Source organism: Paenibacillus sp. FSL H7-0326, from assembly GCF_001955535.1.
GTDB lineage: Bacteria > Bacillota > Bacilli > Paenibacillales > Paenibacillaceae > Paenibacillus > Paenibacillus shunpengii.
Window position 1 is genome coordinate 1,089,797 of the sequence record NZ_MPVN01000002.1, and the last position, 14,922, is coordinate 1,104,718.

14 protein-coding genes, 9 tRNA genes and 1 rRNA gene are annotated in these 14,922 nt (G+C 45.9%); 2 read left to right on the plus strand and 22 right to left on the minus strand.

The annotated features are described in order from the left end of the window. Window positions 1-19 precede the first annotated feature (19 nt). The 3 genes from secF to BK126_RS15885 all read right to left on the minus strand — a co-directional run bounded on the left by secF (window position 20) and on the right by BK126_RS15885 (window position 2,563). The gene (gene secF, locus BK126_RS15875) at window positions 20-931 is read right to left on the minus strand and encodes a protein translocase subunit SecF (RefSeq protein ID WP_076313488.1); all 912 of its coding nucleotides are present in this window, start codon (window positions 929-931) and stop codon (window positions 20-22) included. Then, window positions 921-2,171 carry a protein translocase subunit SecD gene (gene secD, locus BK126_RS15880; RefSeq protein WP_076313568.1) on the minus strand — a complete coding sequence of 417 codons (1,251 nt, stop codon included), beginning with the start codon at window positions 2,169-2,171 and terminating at the stop codon, window positions 921-923. Before secD ends, secF begins: the two co-directional genes overlap by 11 nt. 131 nt (window positions 2,172-2,302) lie before the next feature. Further along, complete coding sequence (locus BK126_RS15885) at window positions 2,303-2,563, minus strand: post-transcriptional regulator (protein WP_047913325.1); 261 nt, start codon at window positions 2,561-2,563, stop codon at window positions 2,303-2,305. A gap of 222 nt (window positions 2,564-2,785) precedes the next feature. Between BK126_RS15885 and spoVB the strand changes: the two genes are divergently transcribed. Next, window positions 2,786-4,369 carry a stage V sporulation protein B gene (spoVB, locus tag BK126_RS15890; RefSeq protein ID WP_076313489.1) on the plus strand — a complete coding sequence of 528 codons (1,584 nt, stop codon included), beginning with the start codon at window positions 2,786-2,788 and terminating at the stop codon, window positions 4,367-4,369. 18 nt (window positions 4,370-4,387) lie between these two features. Here the strand turns inward: spoVB and BK126_RS15895 are convergent, their stop codons facing one another. Next, window positions 4,388-5,149, minus strand: coding sequence for a YetF domain-containing protein (locus BK126_RS15895; protein ID WP_047913327.1), 762 nt, complete (start codon window positions 5,147-5,149; stop codon window positions 4,388-4,390). Window positions 5,150-5,315: 166 nt separating this feature from the next. On the opposite strand from BK126_RS15895, the gene BK126_RS15900 reads away from it, so the two are divergent. After that, window positions 5,316-5,705 carry a TIGR04086 family membrane protein gene (locus BK126_RS15900; protein WP_047913328.1) on the plus strand — a complete coding sequence of 130 codons (390 nt, stop codon included), beginning with the start codon at window positions 5,316-5,318 and terminating at the stop codon, window positions 5,703-5,705. Between the two features lie 107 nt (window positions 5,706-5,812). On the opposite strand, the gene yajC is transcribed toward BK126_RS15900, so the two are convergent. From yajC to rrf, 18 genes are all read right to left on the minus strand, one after another. After that, window positions 5,813-6,121 carry a preprotein translocase subunit YajC gene (yajC, locus tag BK126_RS15905; RefSeq protein ID WP_047913329.1) on the minus strand — a complete coding sequence of 103 codons (309 nt, stop codon included), beginning with the start codon at window positions 6,119-6,121 and terminating at the stop codon, window positions 5,813-5,815. Window positions 6,122-6,192: 71 nt separating this feature from the next. Further along, window positions 6,193-7,332: a tRNA guanosine(34) transglycosylase Tgt gene (tgt, locus tag BK126_RS15910; protein ID WP_047913330.1), complete on the minus strand. Its 1,140-nt coding sequence runs from the start codon at window positions 7,330-7,332 to the stop codon at window positions 6,193-6,195. A gap of 22 nt (window positions 7,333-7,354) precedes the next feature. Further along, window positions 7,355-8,383 (minus strand): tRNA preQ1(34) S-adenosylmethionine ribosyltransferase-isomerase QueA, encoded by a 1,029-nt coding sequence (queA, locus tag BK126_RS15915; RefSeq protein ID WP_047913331.1) that lies wholly within the window; start codon window positions 8,381-8,383, stop codon window positions 7,355-7,357. A 7-nt stretch (window positions 8,384-8,390) separates the two neighbouring features. After that, window positions 8,391-10,508, minus strand: coding sequence for a SpoIID/LytB domain-containing protein (locus tag BK126_RS15920; protein WP_076313490.1), 2,118 nt, complete (start codon window positions 10,506-10,508; stop codon window positions 8,391-8,393). 219 nt (window positions 10,509-10,727) lie between these two features. After that, the gene (ruvB, locus tag BK126_RS15925) at window positions 10,728-11,732 is read right to left on the minus strand and encodes a Holliday junction branch migration DNA helicase RuvB (protein WP_076313491.1); all 1,005 of its coding nucleotides are present in this window, start codon (window positions 11,730-11,732) and stop codon (window positions 10,728-10,730) included. Window positions 11,733-11,786: 54 nt separating this feature from the next. Then, the gene (ruvA, locus tag BK126_RS15930) at window positions 11,787-12,404 is read right to left on the minus strand and encodes a Holliday junction branch migration protein RuvA (protein ID WP_047913333.1); all 618 of its coding nucleotides are present in this window, start codon (window positions 12,402-12,404) and stop codon (window positions 11,787-11,789) included. Next, window positions 12,401-12,904 carry a crossover junction endodeoxyribonuclease RuvC gene (gene ruvC, locus BK126_RS15935; protein ID WP_076313492.1) on the minus strand — a complete coding sequence of 168 codons (504 nt, stop codon included), beginning with the start codon at window positions 12,902-12,904 and terminating at the stop codon, window positions 12,401-12,403. Before ruvC ends, ruvA begins: the two co-directional genes overlap by 4 nt. A 200-nt stretch (window positions 12,905-13,104) precedes the next feature. Further along, window positions 13,105-13,776 (minus strand): BofC C-terminal domain-containing protein, encoded by a 672-nt coding sequence (locus BK126_RS15940; RefSeq protein WP_076313493.1) that lies wholly within the window; start codon window positions 13,774-13,776, stop codon window positions 13,105-13,107. Window positions 13,777-13,874: 98 nt separating this feature from the next. Next, window positions 13,875-13,948, minus strand: a tRNA-Pro gene (locus BK126_RS15945). An 8-nt stretch (window positions 13,949-13,956) separates the two neighbouring features. Beyond that, window positions 13,957-14,036, minus strand: a tRNA-Leu gene (locus tag BK126_RS15950). A gap of 21 nt (window positions 14,037-14,057) precedes the next feature. Then, window positions 14,058-14,129, minus strand: a tRNA-Gly gene (locus BK126_RS15955). Window positions 14,130-14,138: 9 nt separating this feature from the next. Next, window positions 14,139-14,219: transfer RNA gene (locus BK126_RS15960), tRNA-Leu, on the minus strand. A gap of 53 nt (window positions 14,220-14,272) precedes the next feature. After that, window positions 14,273-14,349: transfer RNA gene (locus BK126_RS15965), tRNA-Asp, on the minus strand. Window positions 14,350-14,360: 11 nt separating this feature from the next. Beyond that, window positions 14,361-14,434 (minus strand) — tRNA-Met (locus BK126_RS15970). 10 nt (window positions 14,435-14,444) lie between these two features. Then, window positions 14,445-14,517, minus strand: a tRNA-Val gene (locus BK126_RS15975). A gap of 23 nt (window positions 14,518-14,540) precedes the next feature. After that, a tRNA-Glu gene (locus tag BK126_RS15980) sits at window positions 14,541-14,612 on the minus strand. A gap of 2 nt (window positions 14,613-14,614) precedes the next feature. Further along, window positions 14,615-14,690 (minus strand) — tRNA-Asn (locus BK126_RS15985). A 23-nt stretch (window positions 14,691-14,713) separates the two neighbouring features. Further along, a 5S ribosomal RNA gene (gene rrf / locus BK126_RS15990) occupies window positions 14,714-14,830 on the minus strand. Between the last annotated feature and the right edge of the window lie 92 nt (window positions 14,831-14,922).

Genomic DNA, 14,922 nt, shown 5'->3' on the forward strand with positions numbered 1-14,922 from the left:
CATTGTTTTACCATTGAAGTCAGTTAGCCGACTTCGCAGGATTGTTTGTTTTTGGCTTTTGTTTATTTTTAAGAATGGCCCAGAGCGGGCTTGCAATAAATATAGACGAGTAGGCACCGAAGACAAGACCAATCACCATAGCCAGTGAGAACATGCGAATCGATTCGCCGCCCAGCAGGAATAGGAACAGTGATGCAATAAATACGGTAATTGTCGTATTCAATGAACGAGTCATTGTCTGTGCAATGCTTCGGTTTACAACCTCATTCACATCTTTACTTGTCTTGGTCTTAGCAAATCTCAAATTCTCTCGAATCCGGTCAAACACAACGATCGTATCATTAATGGAGAAACCGACAATGGTTAATACTGCCGTAATAAAGGTCAGATCTACTTCCCATCTGAATAAAGAGAAAATACTGATAACGACAAATGCATCATGCAGCAGTGCGACGATTGCAGCTACAGCAAATCTCCACTCAAACCGAATGGTAACATAGATCAAAATGCCCAAGCTTGCAATCAGTACGGCATAAATTGCATTGCGTCCCAGCTCTTTGGCCATTTCCGGATCAACGGTGTTGACTTCAAAGGACGCTTCCGGGTCAATTTGTTCATTAAAAGCGGACTTCAAATTAGCTTCCTGTTCTTCATTGAGCACCGAAGAAAAACGAATATTCACTTGGCTTGTACCTGCAGAAATAGCAGGCTCGTCATCTGCAAGCCCCAGCTCTTCAAGGACAGGTTCAATTTCTTCCGTTGTAATCGTTTTGGACGCAGTCACGTCCACATTCGAGCCAGATCGGAAATCTACGCCATAATTAAGTCCGAAGACAGCAAGGCTTAATATCCCAAGCAAAGTAATGACGATGGAAAACGTATAAAAATATTTACTTATTTTGATATAATCAAATTCCCAATTAAAGCGCACGAATTTCACTCTCCTTCACGCCGAAGTAAGAAGGCTTCTTAATCAGTTTTGCTTTGACAAGCAAGTTCAGCAAGAAGCGGGAGAAGAAGATATTCGTAAGAATACTCGTTACAATATCTATGATCAGAACGATTGCGAAGCCTCTGACTGCTCCGGTACCAAGCCAGAACATAACACCAGCTGCAATAATCGTGGTCACATTCGAATCCATTACCGTACGGAATGAGATCCGTTCACCGGACTTAACAGCAGACATGACGCTCTTTCCGCTGCGAAGCTCTTCTTTAATCCGTTCATAAGTAATAATATTGGCGTCAACCGCCATCCCGATCCCCAGAATGAAGGCCGCAATCCCTGGCAGGGTGAGAACGAAATCTCCCCAATAAAAAATAAGCAGAACAAGCCATGTATGCACGATGAGACAAAAGCTTGCTACAATCCCAGGTATACGATATAAAGCGATCATAAATATTAAAATAAAGACGGATGCAACAATCCCGGCTTTAATTGTCTGTTCCAGGGACAGCTGTCCAAGTGAAGCACCTACGCTTTGAGAGTATTTCTCTGTCAGCTTCAGTGGGAGCGCTCCAAGATTGATGGTGTCTCGAAGCTGGTTCGCTTCTTCCCGTGTGTAGCTGCCTGTGATCTGTGCCTTGCCATCGGTCAATACTTGCTGAACAATGGGTGCAGATAACAGTTCATCATCCAGATAAATGGCAAGCTCTTGACCTTGCAGACGCTCCGTAATTTCTGCGAATTTCTCCTTATCCTTCACCTGAATGTCCACCATAGGCTCATTTAGGCTGCCAAATACAACAGAGGCGCCGTTCTCGACAAACTCATTACCTCTGAGCTCAATTTTGCTGTACTCGCCGGGCTCGTCCCCATCCTGCGCACTGCGGAACGTCAGAACAGCCGGCTCCTTCATCTTGCTGCGTACCTCGGTCTCATCCGTAACCCCAGCAAGCTTCAAGCGAATCCGGTTCGAACCCTCTGTTGTTACTTCAGGCTCACTTGTTCCTAACGCATTTGCACGTTGCTCGAGACTCTTCGCCGTCTGAGTAAGTGATTCTCTGGTGACTTCTTGTCCTGCTTCCAGCGGCTCAGCTTCATATAAAATCTCGAAGCCTCCCTTTAAATCGAGGCCGAGGCGTATATTGTTAAGCAGACCTGGGCTTGTAAAGGCCATAACGCCGGCGGTCACTAGCACGACCAGAATGAAACTGATAGCTCTCTTCATGCCGTCACTTTTATCCCCCTTCATTCTCAATATTCCTATTATAGCTATGCAGGAAATCTCAGTCAATTTTCCTATATGAAAAAGGCATCGGGCGAACCGTTATTTCGGAAACAAAAAAATCCCTCTTCCAATTAGAAAGAGGAACCTCGATAAGCGGACAGCGTCATGTAATTCATAAAGCTGGTTGCCTTCAGCGATAAAATATCGTTAACCAGCTGATGCAGCTGCGGAACGCCGTGTTTCTCATATTTATGACTAATACAATTCCACACATCCTTACTGGTTACATGCTCATATCCTACCAACCGAAGTTCCTCAGCCTTACTGCAGCATAACAGCTCGATGGCTTCTTCAAGCTCTTGTCCATCCATTTCTTCAATTGTGGAATCCATCTGCTTCAGTCCTCCTTTAGACCTTCCATAATCCTTTATTCGTCTTATACCCGCTATACTCCTGCCTGATTCAGGATTAGAAGGCTGTTATATTCAGGAAATATCATAATTGGCAAACTTCCTAGTCATGAGATGGGACAGGTTTGGCATATCCATTATTAAGAGCCAGTCCATCAGACACAGGAAATACGTATTAACCCAGGGGAAGAGGGAAATCCATTTATGAAAAAACAAACATTCATCCAAGGAACCATGATTCTACTTGCAGCCGGCATTATCAATCGTATCCTTGGATTTATTCCCCGTATCGTACTGCCCAGAGTCATTGGAGCTGAGGGGGTTGGTCTATACCAGCAAGGCTATCCATTTTTTATCGTCATTGTAACTTTGATTACTGGGGGCCTTCCCTTAGCGATTGCCAAGCTAGTTGCTGAAGCGGAATCGTTAGGCAATAACGGCACATCCGAAAAAATTCTTCGAGTCAGTCTTTTGTTCACATTGTCGCTGGGCGTATTATTCACTACCTTATGTATTATCTTTGCACCATGGGTAACGAGCACCATTCTAACGGATGAGCGAGTATATCATACCTTTGTGAGCATGACCCCCATGATTCTCATCATCGCAGTTTCGTCCGTGTACAGAGGATATTTCCAAGGTAAGCAGAACATGATTCCCTCTGCTGCTTCATCCATTGCCGAGACGCTCATGAGAATATTATGTGTGCTGTGGTTCTCCTATCTTCTGCTCCCTCGGGGTATCGAATATGCGGCAGCAGGAGCCATGCTGGGCGCGGTCGCAGGTGAACTGATCGGTATGATTGTGCTCCTCTGGCAGCATGAGAAGCACAGGAAAACAGGGAAATCCTTACCCTCTCTCCCTTCTTCGGCACCCACTAAACAGAGTCAGGGGCAACAAAAATCAATCTTCAAAAAACTGATGGCCATCTCCATTCCCGTTACAGCCGGGCGCCTAGTAGGTTCATTGTCTTACTTAATGGAGACCATCGTTACGGCTCAAAGTCTCGCTCTTGCAGGGCTGACCAAGGCATTGGCTACAGCACAATATGGAGCACTTCAAGGAATGGTCATCCCTCTGCTGCTGCTGCCAGGTGCGCTCACATCATCACTGGCGACATCCCTCGTGCCTTCCTTATCCGAGGCAGCCGCAAGAAAAGATTATAAAACCATTCATAAGAGACTACATCAATCTCTCAGACTTGCGCTCGTTACCGGGGGACCCTTTGCCGTCGTGATGTTTGTGCTCGCAGAACCTCTATGCCGGCTGCTATACGACGATGGCTCCATTGCCAACATGCTCAAGACCATGACTCCTTTTGCTCTGTTCATCTATGTACAGGCACCACTTCAGGCAGCATTACAAGCTTTAGATCGGCCAGGAAGAGCACTCATTAACACCACAATCGGTGCTGTTATCAAGATCACCCTTATCCTTACGCTGGCTTCAAGACCTGAATATGGCATATACGGAGCCGTCATCGCTATTTGTGTTAACTCTCTCATCGTCACTCTGCTGCACGGCCAAAGTTTGAGACAACTGCTTGGTTTTCGTTTTCGCTGGCTTGATCTTATTAAAGTGGCCGCAGGTATGGTAATTATGGCCGGGCTAACACAGTATTTATTCCTTCATCTGCCCTGGACCCATTTATCCTTCTTACAATTTATAGCTTCCAGCTTCATAGGTCTTATCGCTTATTTAGCAGTGATGGCAGCCTGCCGATTAATTGATCTGCACGATTTATCCCGTGTTCCTTTTATCGGCTCATGGATATCACCACGTAAATAGTTTGCTGCATATTTTCAATTATTTTTTAGAGCTGTCTTTTTTAGCATTCACGTAAATCTCGCCCTTATGATCAATCGAGCATAGAAAAACATCTTTGAAATCTTTTATACCGTGCTCTTGGATTTGATTCTTCAGCCAGAAGCGGTTTTTCTGAATCATATCCAGATTCGCATCCTGCACCTTCCCATCCATAATAAGTGGAAGCGGCAGTGCCTCGTATCGGATATTCGTCAGATTAATACTGTTCTGATCCAACTCTTCAGCAGCTTCGCTCATATGCGAAAACAGGCTTTTCTGCGACTGCTTGTGTCGCTCATCCGGCTTCTTCTCTTTTGGAATGACGGACAGCTTACCTGTTGTCTCTAGAATGGCAAACTGTAATTCATCGATATTATCAACATTCTGCTCACGCAATTGCAGCATGAGATCATCGAGATTATAACGCTGTCTCTTCATCTCATCACGCTGCAGTTTCCCATTCGACACGAGAATGACCGGTTTACCATCGACAGCAAGACGAAACCATCTGCTCTTGAGCCCGAGGAGCGCGAGACTAACCTGCAGAATAATGAGGGTTATTATCGGCACGATGCCTTCATATAGAGGTCTTTCCACATCCTCTATCGCGAAGACGGCAATCTCTGCAAGCATGATGGATATGACCAAATCAAAAACAGACAGCTTTCCTATCTCTCTCTTGCCCATCAAACGAATTGCAAAAGCAGCAATACAGTACATGAGCACAGTACGCAGTATATGTAGCACGACATGATCGATCATGATCCAGGCCTCCCTGTAGCTTTGGGTCAAATGTGGACATTGGTAATGGATAGGTTGACCGAAGTTCATGAGTGCCATTCCATTTAATTAATGGAAAATGAGTTCTTAAGCCGTATAGCTTGGCCATAGAATGTATTAATTACAGCCGATCAAGGAGGTTTCCTGTATGGATTTCGTACGCCGCGTATTTTCCATTCGTATTCACAGCCCGCTGCTCTCAGGATTGATTACTGCTTTTATCTGGATGTTTGTTGGTGCCCTGGTATTGTCTCTCTTTCTGTGGCTGACGGGTATGCGAGAGCAAGACTTATCCTTCTATACCTATTTAGTTCATTCCATTGCCCTTTTGTTTGGAGGGTTTGCTGCAGGAAAAAAATCAGGAGAACGCGGATGGTATCATGGTGGTATTACAGGAGCTGTCTACGGTCTTCTCGTCTTTGTTATCGGATTTCTCGCACTTAATTCTTCGATTCAACTATATGATTTGCTGCAATGGGCAATTGCATTTATCGTCTCTGCCTTGGGCGGCATATTCGGTGTCAATGTAAAAAGATGATCTCAAAAAAAGGACTCCTGAATGGAGTCCTTTCTCACTTCTTTAGCTTTAGAGGCAATGCTCAGTCCTGTTAAGGACATCATATCACTCTTTTCTAAGGCAGAAGCTTATGCTGTTTCTTCGCTTTCTCTAGGAACGACGGAGCTGATGCTGCTGCGGTTAAATGTCAATTTAGTGACATCGTTTACACGCAATACGATCGTATCGTCCGTTACTTCTGTAATTACACCGTGAAGTCCGCCGATGGTTACGACCTTATCTCCCTTTTTCAAGGAGTTCAGCAAATTTCTATGTTCTTTTTGTCTTTTTTGCTGCGGTCTGATCAGAAGAAAATAGAACACCGCAAACATAAGTACCATCATAATGATGAGCTGAAGACCGCCACCGCCTGCTGCTTGTAATGGAGCATTTATCATCTGTTTTCCCCCCTTTCACAAATTCACATACCTTATCATCAAGTACCGCTTATAAGCTACATTCCCCTGATTTAAAACCCTTTGTCATTATCATGAAGTCCATATTGCTCAAAGAACTCATCACGGAAATCTAGCAGACGGTCATCCATGATCGCCTGACGCACTTTCTTCATTAAATTCAATAAGAAATGCAGGTTATGATACGTTGTAAGACGCAAGCCAAACGTTTCGTCTGCCTTAATTAAGTGTCGTAGATATGCTCTGGAGTAATTCCGGCATGTATAGCAATCGCATTCAGGATCAAGCGGACTGAAGTCACGGGCATACTTCGCATTACGAACCACTAGTCTGCCTTGACTGGTCATTGTTGTTCCATTACGTGCAATACGAGTAGGAAGTACACAATCAAACATATCCACGCCTCGGATGGCTCCCTCAATCAATGCATCCGGAGAACCTACCCCCATCAAATAACGCGGCTTGTCTGCCGGAAGCAATGGGACTGTATAGTCCAAAACTTGGTACATCAAATGTTTGGGCTCGCCCACACTGAGTCCACCAATAGCATACCCCGGGAAATCCATGGAAGTCAAATCCTGAGCGCTTAGTTTACGCAAATCTTCATGCATTCCACCCTGTATGATCGCGAATAATCCTTGGTCATGAGGTCTTGCATGACTCTCAAGACAGCGCTCTGCCCAGCGGCTCGTTCTTTCGAGTGATCTCTTGACATATTCATAGTCTGCAGGATAAGGAGGACATTCATCAAAAGCCATCATAATATCCGAGCCTAGAGAATTCTGAATCTCCATCGCAACCTCAGGAGAGAGGAATTTTTTATCTCCATTTAGATGCGAACGAAAGTGTACACCTTCCTCGGTGATTTTACGCATTTCACTCAAGGAAAACACTTGAAACCCACCGCTGTCCGTTAGGATAGGACGATCCCAGTTCATAAATTTATGCAGGCCCCCTGCTTCGCGCACGATATCGTGCCCTGGACGCAGGAATAGATGATAGGTATTGCTCAGTATAATCTGAGCCTCCATCTCTTTGAGCTCTTCTGGGCTCATTGTCTTAACTGTGGCTTGGGTTCCTACCGGCATAAAAATAGGAGTCTCAATCACACCATGCGGAGTATGAACTCGTCCCAGACGTGCGCCTGATTGTTTACAAGTTTTTATATGTTCATAAGTAATTGCTGCTGACATTTTATTATTCTCATCCTCTATCTTAGTAAATGAACATTGAATCTCCGAAGCTGAAGAAACGATATTCTTGATTTACTGCCTCCTTGTAGGCAGTCATGATGTTCTCAAGACCAGCAAGAGCACTCACCAGCATGACAAGTGTTGACTTAGGAAGGTGGAAGTTCGTAATTAAAGCATCTACAACCTTGAATTCATACCCAGGGTACATAAATATATCTGTCCAGCCACTGCTGGCTGTGAGCTCTTTACCTTCAAGCTGAGTTCCAACGGTTTCGAGAGTCCGGCAGCTTGTTGTTCCCACCGCGATAACGCGTCCCCCACGTTTTTTCGTCTCATTGATCAGATCTGCTGTTTCTTGATTCAAGGAGTAATATTCCGCATGCATGACATGCTCCTCTACGACATCGACCGACATGGGGCGAAACGTTCCAAGCCCTACATGAAGGGTAATAAATCCAATGGAGATCCCTTTGTCTTGAATTCTTGCAAGAAGCTCTTTAGTAAAGTGAAGTCCTGCTGTAGGAGCCGCTGCAGAGCCTTCATGCTTAGCATATACCGTCTGGTAGCGCTCTTTATCCTCCAGCTTCTCCTTAATATACGGAGGAAGTGGCATCTGCCCTAAGCGATCCAGTATTTCCTGGAAAATACCATCATAGCTAAAGCGAATAACTCGTCCACCCATATCACTCTCTTCCTCAATGGTAGCGGACAACTCTTCACCAAAACGGATGACGGCTCCCTTCTTCAGCTTTTTCCCCGGCTTAACGAGCGTTTCCCAGCGATCTTCCCCAAGATTATGCAGCAGGAGAACCTCTGCCTTGGCACCCGTGTCTTCTTTAATACCAAACAATCTGGCGGGTATAACCCTCGTATCATTAAGTATTAAGGTATCGCCTGGGTTAAGAAAATCTATGATATCCGTAAAAGTGTGGTGCTCCATCTCACCCGTCTCTTTATTGAGCGTAAGCAGCCGTGATGCACTGCGCTCTTTAAGCGGCGTTTGAGCAATCAGAGACTCGGGTAGTTCAAAATCATACATATCTACATTCATAAGTTCGTCATTCCTTAACAATAATTACATTCTGATAATAGTGTTTCAAAATAGACTGGTAATCATACCCTTCATCTGCCATTCCCTTGGCACCCCATTGAGACAAGCCCAATCCATGACCGTAGCCCTGTCCGTTAAATAGGAAGGATTGAGTCTTGCTTACAGCTCGCGCATCTCCCTCGCCATTCATAACGACCATTGAATTGCCTGAGTAGGATGAGGTTCCTGAAGCCGAAATGACATGAGCACCGCCGGAACCTTTTTTCTCCGCGGTTTGTCCATTTGCACCTAGTACAGTATAACTTCCGGTATCCGTAATATCAAACAATGTGCTTGGCAAGCTGCCAAATGCAGACCGATAAGCATCACCATATTTCACACCAAGCACCTGACCGTTCGCCTGTACTTCTAAAGCCCGGCCTGACGGCCCTCGTTCCGTAACTTCAAGGCTCGTGATCGAAGACGGTACAGCTGTGTTCACCTTCCCTTGCAGCATCGCAACGACCTCTGCGGAAGTGAAAGGACCTCTCATCCAGCTGAAGCTTCCCGATTCATTAACCTTACCCAGAACGACGACTTCGGTTCCCGGATTCAATTGAGCTATTGGGTTGACAGTCGATTGAATTAATGGAATTTTTCGCACATTCGTATTCTGAGCCGTTACTGTCAGCTTTGGAAGCCCTGCTGCCGTCGTGCCTTCCAGCAATTTGGTATTGTCTTCCCTTACGTAGCCTGTCTTGCCATCCGTAAGCAGCACATGATACCACTCGTATGTACCTTGCTGTGCTGCTTGGTCTCCAGGACTTGCCACACTAGCGAATAGGTTGCCACCGCCGTTCCATACCTCCGAAGGATCAGCCGTTGTTCCGCCTGCATTAGAGGAGAAGATGGCTTCAATAATCTTGCCGCCGCTCTTCAGGACTTCACCTGCTGTCGCATTAACGGCCTGTGTAACACGCTCATGCTCTGCTCCGATCCCGTTATAGGCCTGACTAAGTGTCGTATCTACAACATTGGCTATTGTAAATCGATTGCCCTGATATAGAGCATAGCTCCGTGCAGCAACAGCCTGGGCTTTCAATGTCTCTTCCGGCCAGGAGGTATACACCTCTGTTCCCACGACAGAGTAGAGATATTGCTCAAGCGGCAGCTCATTAACCAATGCCAATTGACCGTTATAGGTGCTAATCTCAAAATCACCACGATAGGTTCTCGCTGATCGTTCCGTAACGCGAATACCTGCATCTCCTCCGTCCAGCACGAGCTTAGCATCATTTCCACTGACGATATAATGATCCCGCGCCGCTGGTGAAGCAAGGTTCAGCGTAGTATCCTCACGAATTATAATTGCCTTGGTATTTGGAGAGACCGGAGTCACGGTAAGCTGGGGCAGCTGCTGTTTTACTGCTTTTTCCACTGAAGTGAGCAGTGCATCTGTCGTCTCTTCACCGATCCAAACTGCATATTCAGGAGCTCCTGTACCCGTAGCTTGCAGCACAGTATACGCATCCAATCCTTCAGCCGTAATTGTGCTGCGTACCTTGTCAGCTGCCGCCTTGGAAGCATAGACACCGACAGAGCTATGTTTACTTCCCTTCACTGCAGGCTTTTGTCCATTTAACAGAGTGCTGTTATTCTGGGCTATACGTGAAGAAGCCGCTTCAGCCAGACTCAGCGTACTATAATTTCCTGCATATACCTGATACACGGTCTTACCGCTCTTAGAAGCAGAATACATTATCGGTTTGTCAGCTGTGCTCTGCAGAGCCTTAGTGATCGCTGCCGCTTTGGCAAACTCATTGGTTTCGAATACTTTCACACGATATCCGTCAACGCTGAATCGAACCTCGTCAGCATTTGAAAGTGTGATCCATGCTTCATATCCGTTACTGCCTATTATTCCAGCAGACCCATTACCTGCTGTTTGCATGGTAACTGCCGGCGTGGTTGACTTATACGTGCTGCCTAGATCAGCAAACATGGCAACACGAATCGTATCAACTTCCGATGCATCAGCATATGACGGCATGTAAAGACTTCCTGCTACCACTGCCGCTGCTACAGCGAGCTTCGCGCCCTGTAACCAATGCAGACGACGCTCGCTCGACTTTGTTCTTCGGTACATTTAGTTATTCTCCTCCCCTATGTTGGTGCAAAAGACTCCCTCTCCATTGCATAATGTTCATATCGTTTCTCTGGCTGTACAATTATACCTGTAGATTTGTTCTACTTATCCAACACTTTGAGCATCATTTGATATAAGATATGCAGCAGAAATACATGGCCAGTTCTCCAGCAGCGGGGCATTATTGCCTATGAACATGTCTTACTCTAGGTCAAACTCTTACTTATCTGTTGGCATGGGAATACCAAGATGTTCGTATGCCGCAGGTGTTACCACTCTGCCTCTAGGTGTCCTTTGAAGAAATCCAATCTGAAGCAGATAAGGCTCGTAGACATCTTCAATGGTCTGACTTTCTTCACCTATTGTTGCTGCAATCGTATCCAGTCCGACAGGCCCGCCCCGGAAGCTCACAACCATCGACTTCAGCATCTTATAATCTATATCGTCAAGTCCACGCGGATCAATTTGCAATCTTTTTAAAGCTTCCTCTGCCAAAGTAGAAGTAATGATTCCATCTCCCCGCACCATAGCAAAATCACGCACACGCTTCAGCAATCTGTTCGCAATTCGAGGCGTTCCTCTTGAACGAAGTGCAATCTCTTCGGCAGCATCGCCAACAATCTCAATACCGAGCAAATCCGCTGTACGAGATACAATGTAAGTCAGCTCGTCCACGGTATAGAACTCAAGACGACTGATTACTCCGAAACGATCTCGTAACGGTGCTGATAGCAGTCCTGCTCGTGTAGTAGCACCTACCAATGTAAACGGAGGAAGATCCAGTCGCACAGAACGCGCACTCGGTCCTTTTCCGATCATAATATCAAGAGCAAAATCCTCCATAGCCGGATACAGCACTTCTTCTACGGAACGATGCAATCGGTGAATTTCATCGATAAAGAGAACGTCCCCTTCCTGCAGATTGGTTAAGAGCGCAGCCAGATCACCCGGCCGTTCAATGGCAGGTCCTGAGGTTGTCCGAAGGTTAACACCCAGCTCATTCGCGATAATGTTGGATAATGTCGTTTTGCCAAGACCCGGAGGTCCGTACAATAGCACATGATCCAGCGCCTCGTTACGCATCTTGGCAGCTTCAATGTATACCTTCAGGTTCTCTTTGACCTGATCTTGCCCTATATACTCATTTAAATAGCGGGGACGCAGACTTAGCTCCACCGCGTGATCTTCCATCATCAGATTGGCGGATATAATCCGTTCATCCATATTTATCCCTCTATTCTGCTTCAAGCATTAACAAGCGGAGATATCCCGCTTTTTTTATCCAGTAAACAACATTTTGAGTGCCTTTTTCATCAAAAGGTCTGCTGTATCCTCAGCAGTTGTCTCATTCTTCATCTTGAGCCATACCTTATCCAGTTCGCTGTCTGTATATCCAAGTGCCTTCAAGCCTTCACGTGCCTCTGACCAGTAGGAGCCATCGCCTTCTTCCGCCACATTCGGTGCAAATAGACCGGTAGCATACATGGCACCTCCAAATCCGTCAAGCTTGTCCTTCAGGTCAAGTATCATCCGCTGAGCCGTCTTTTTACCGATACCCGGCAGCTTCGTAAGAAACGTAATATTCTCCTGATGAATGGCCGCGATCAGCTGATCTGGTGTACCTCCAGTTAGGATGCCCAGTGCTACCCGCGGACCAATCCCGGAGACTTCAATTAATTTACGAAAAAGCTGCTGCTCCTCACGCGTAGAAAAACCGTATAACAGCATTGCGTCCTCTCTCACATGATGATGAGTATACACCGTTACAGCAGTTCCTTCCTGCTTAGCAAAAACAAAAGGGTTCGGGCAAAAAATCTGATAGCCGATTCCTTGAACATCGATGACCACATAATCATTTTCAATCATGACAACAGGCCCTTTAATATAATCTATCATTTTCTCGTAACCTCATTTAACTTCGAATTTAGTGTATAGGAATGGGCATGACATATAGCCACAGCCAAGGCATCTGCAACGTCGTCTGGTTTAGGGACGGTCTGCAGCTTGAGAAACATTCGAACCATCTCCTGAACCTGCTTCTTCTCTGCCTTACCGTAGCCAACGATAGCCTGCTTAACCTGCATCGGTGTGTACTCAGCAATAGGCAGTCCCCTCTGCGTAGCCGCAAGCACCAGCACTCCCCTCGCTTGACTTACTGACATCGCTGTAGTTACATTTCGATTAAAAAACAATTTCTCCAGTGCAACTGCATCCGGCTTATATTTATCTATCAATTGGCACATTGCTTCATATACATGTAGTAGTCGTTCCTCATCAGGCGTGTGTGCCTCTGTCTGTATCGATCCGTATTGTACAGGTGTTAATTTGTTCCCTGTTTTATCCACGAAGCCAAACCCTACAATAGCTATCCCAGGGTCAATTCCTAAAAAGCGCAAAACCATCTCTCCTTAACATCTGCGAACATATGTATCGTTTAATCATTATATCAAATGTTCAAGGCATAGAACGAAAAAGTTTGCACTTCGACGAAAACTCCTACAATTTCGTGAAATTTCGAACATAACAAACACAAAAAAGGCAGTTTTCACTGCCCTCTCTTTCAATTAACTGCATATTAAATTATTCAGAAATATATTCATCTTACAATATTCCCGACGGGTGCAACTGCATAATCGCTAAAAGTCGATAAAACACTGTTGTATTCATCAACATCCTGAATGCGAATTCCTTTGTGGAGCTGCTCTAGGACTCCCTCTGGGAGAGAGGATTCCATCGTCCCTACATCCAGCTGAAAAAAAGTACGAATGACCTTCTCTTCATCAGGTTCACCTTGGTACAGTATCAAATTCCCATTAGGATCTACTCCCATAAATGCATTTTCTCTGCATTCTGGAGATAGATCATGAATCTGTTCATTCAGTATAAGTCGGTCCTGTTCCAAGCGACCGCTCCAATCGGGATGCTGCTTAATCATGGAGACCATTTCAGCGGTATCAAATATCCCCAGAGATATGGTCTCCACGCCACAAATATAACTCTTCTCCAAGGCGACTTCTCTTACCTGCTCTGTACCTTCAAGCTTGTTGATAAGCACTTCCTGTGAGGGGTCAGACTCTTTCATAAACGCCATATGATTCCCAATGACCTCCACACTGTCCGGCATAGTCAATAAAGACTGCAATGTTTGTGATAACGGAAGCCCTCCGATAGCCATAGCCGCGAGAAGCAAACACATGGTAAGCGTCCAGAAAGTTCGTTTAAGTCGTTTGAATCGTTTATCTTTATCTTTTCGTCGAAAAAAAATCAATGGAATCCCCTTCTATCACACTTTTTTGTTAAGTGTGACCGGAATTCAATAAATATATACAAAAAAGGTTACCGCCTAAGCGATAACCTATTTATGAATCGGGATGACACGATTTGAACATGCGACCCCCTGGTCCCAAACCAGGTGCTCTACCAAGCTGAGCTACATCCCGATAAATAATGCCGGTGAAGGGACTCGAACCCCCACGGTTTCCCTCACGATTTTGAGTCGCGCGCGTCTGCCAATTCCGCCACACCGGCCTATTTTGTAAAAAAAGAAAAAGCGGAAGACGGGAATCGAACCCGCGACCCTCGCCTTGGCAAGGCGATGCTCTACCGCTGAGCCACTTCCGCTTAATAGGATGCGCGTGGAGGGACTTGAACCCCCACGTCAAAGACGCTAGATCCTAAGTCTAGTGCGTCTGCCAATTCCGCCACACGCGCATATATATGGAGAGTCATATAGACTCGAACCAACTAGTTATCAAAGATTTAAATGGCGGAACTGACGGGATTCGAACCCGCGATCTCCTGCGTGACAGGCAGGCATGTTAGGCCTCTACACCACAGTTCCACGTAAATCAATTGCGGGGGCAGGATTTGAACCTGCGACCTTCGGGTTATGAGCCCGACGAGCTACCGAGCTGCTCCACCCCGCGATATTAAGAATGGAGACTGAGGGGATCGAACCCCCGACCCTCTGCTTGTAAGGCAGATGCTCTCCCAGCTGAGCTAAGTCTCCATTATGTAAAGTTTAAAAGAAAGTGACCCGTAGGGGATTCGAACCCCTGTTACCTCCGTGAAAGGGAGGTGTCTTAACCCCTTGACCAACGGGCCGCTGGCTCCCCGAACAGGACTCGAACCTGTGACAACTCGATTAACAGTCGAGTGCTCTACCAACTGAGCTATCAGGGAATATGTAATAAAATAATAGTTCAGCTTGGCGGCCTCCTACTCTCCCAGGACCCTGCGGTCCAAGTACCATCGGCGCTGGAGGGCTTAACGGTCGTGTTCGGGATGGGTACGTGTGGAACCCCTCCGCTATCGCCACCAAACATGATTTTTGCGCTGTGATATCTTCGGCGAATCATCACCAGCAAAATATCAATCCTTAAAAAGGACATGCAGCTTCAAATCTTTACAAGGA

What these genes read in the sequence shown, in the direction of transcription:
- queA (WP_047913331.1), bottom strand. Translation starts at nt 8,383, where the DNA reads ATGAATGTAGATATGTATGATTTTGAACTACCCGAGTCTCTGATTGCT.
- BK126_RS15895 (WP_047913327.1), bottom strand. Translation starts at nt 5,149, where the DNA reads ATGATCGATCATGTCGTGCTACATATACTGCGTACTGTGCTCATGTAC.
- yajC (WP_047913329.1), bottom strand. Translation starts at nt 6,121, where the DNA reads ATGATAAATGCTCCATTACAAGCAGCAGGCGGTGGCGGTCTTCAGCTC.
- BK126_RS15900 (WP_047913328.1), top strand. Translation starts at nt 5,316, where the DNA reads ATGGATTTCGTACGCCGCGTATTTTCCATTCGTATTCACAGCCCGCTG.
- secD (WP_076313568.1), bottom strand. Translation starts at nt 2,171, where the DNA reads ATGAAGAGAGCTATCAGTTTCATTCTGGTCGTGCTAGTGACCGCCGGC.
- tgt (WP_047913330.1), bottom strand. Translation starts at nt 7,332, where the DNA reads ATGTCAGCAGCAATTACTTATGAACATATAAAAACTTGTAAACAATCA.
- ruvB (WP_076313491.1), bottom strand. Translation starts at nt 11,732, where the DNA reads ATGGATGAACGGATTATATCCGCCAATCTGATGATGGAAGATCACGCG.
- spoVB (WP_076313489.1), top strand. Translation starts at nt 2,786, where the DNA reads ATGAAAAAACAAACATTCATCCAAGGAACCATGATTCTACTTGCAGCC.
- BK126_RS15920 (WP_076313490.1), bottom strand. Translation starts at nt 10,508, where the DNA reads ATGTACCGAAGAACAAAGTCGAGCGAGCGTCGTCTGCATTGGTTACAG.
- BK126_RS15885 (WP_047913325.1), bottom strand. Translation starts at nt 2,563, where the DNA reads ATGGATTCCACAATTGAAGAAATGGATGGACAAGAGCTTGAAGAAGCC.
- ruvA (WP_047913333.1), bottom strand. Translation starts at nt 12,404, where the DNA reads ATGATAGATTATATTAAAGGGCCTGTTGTCATGATTGAAAATGATTAT.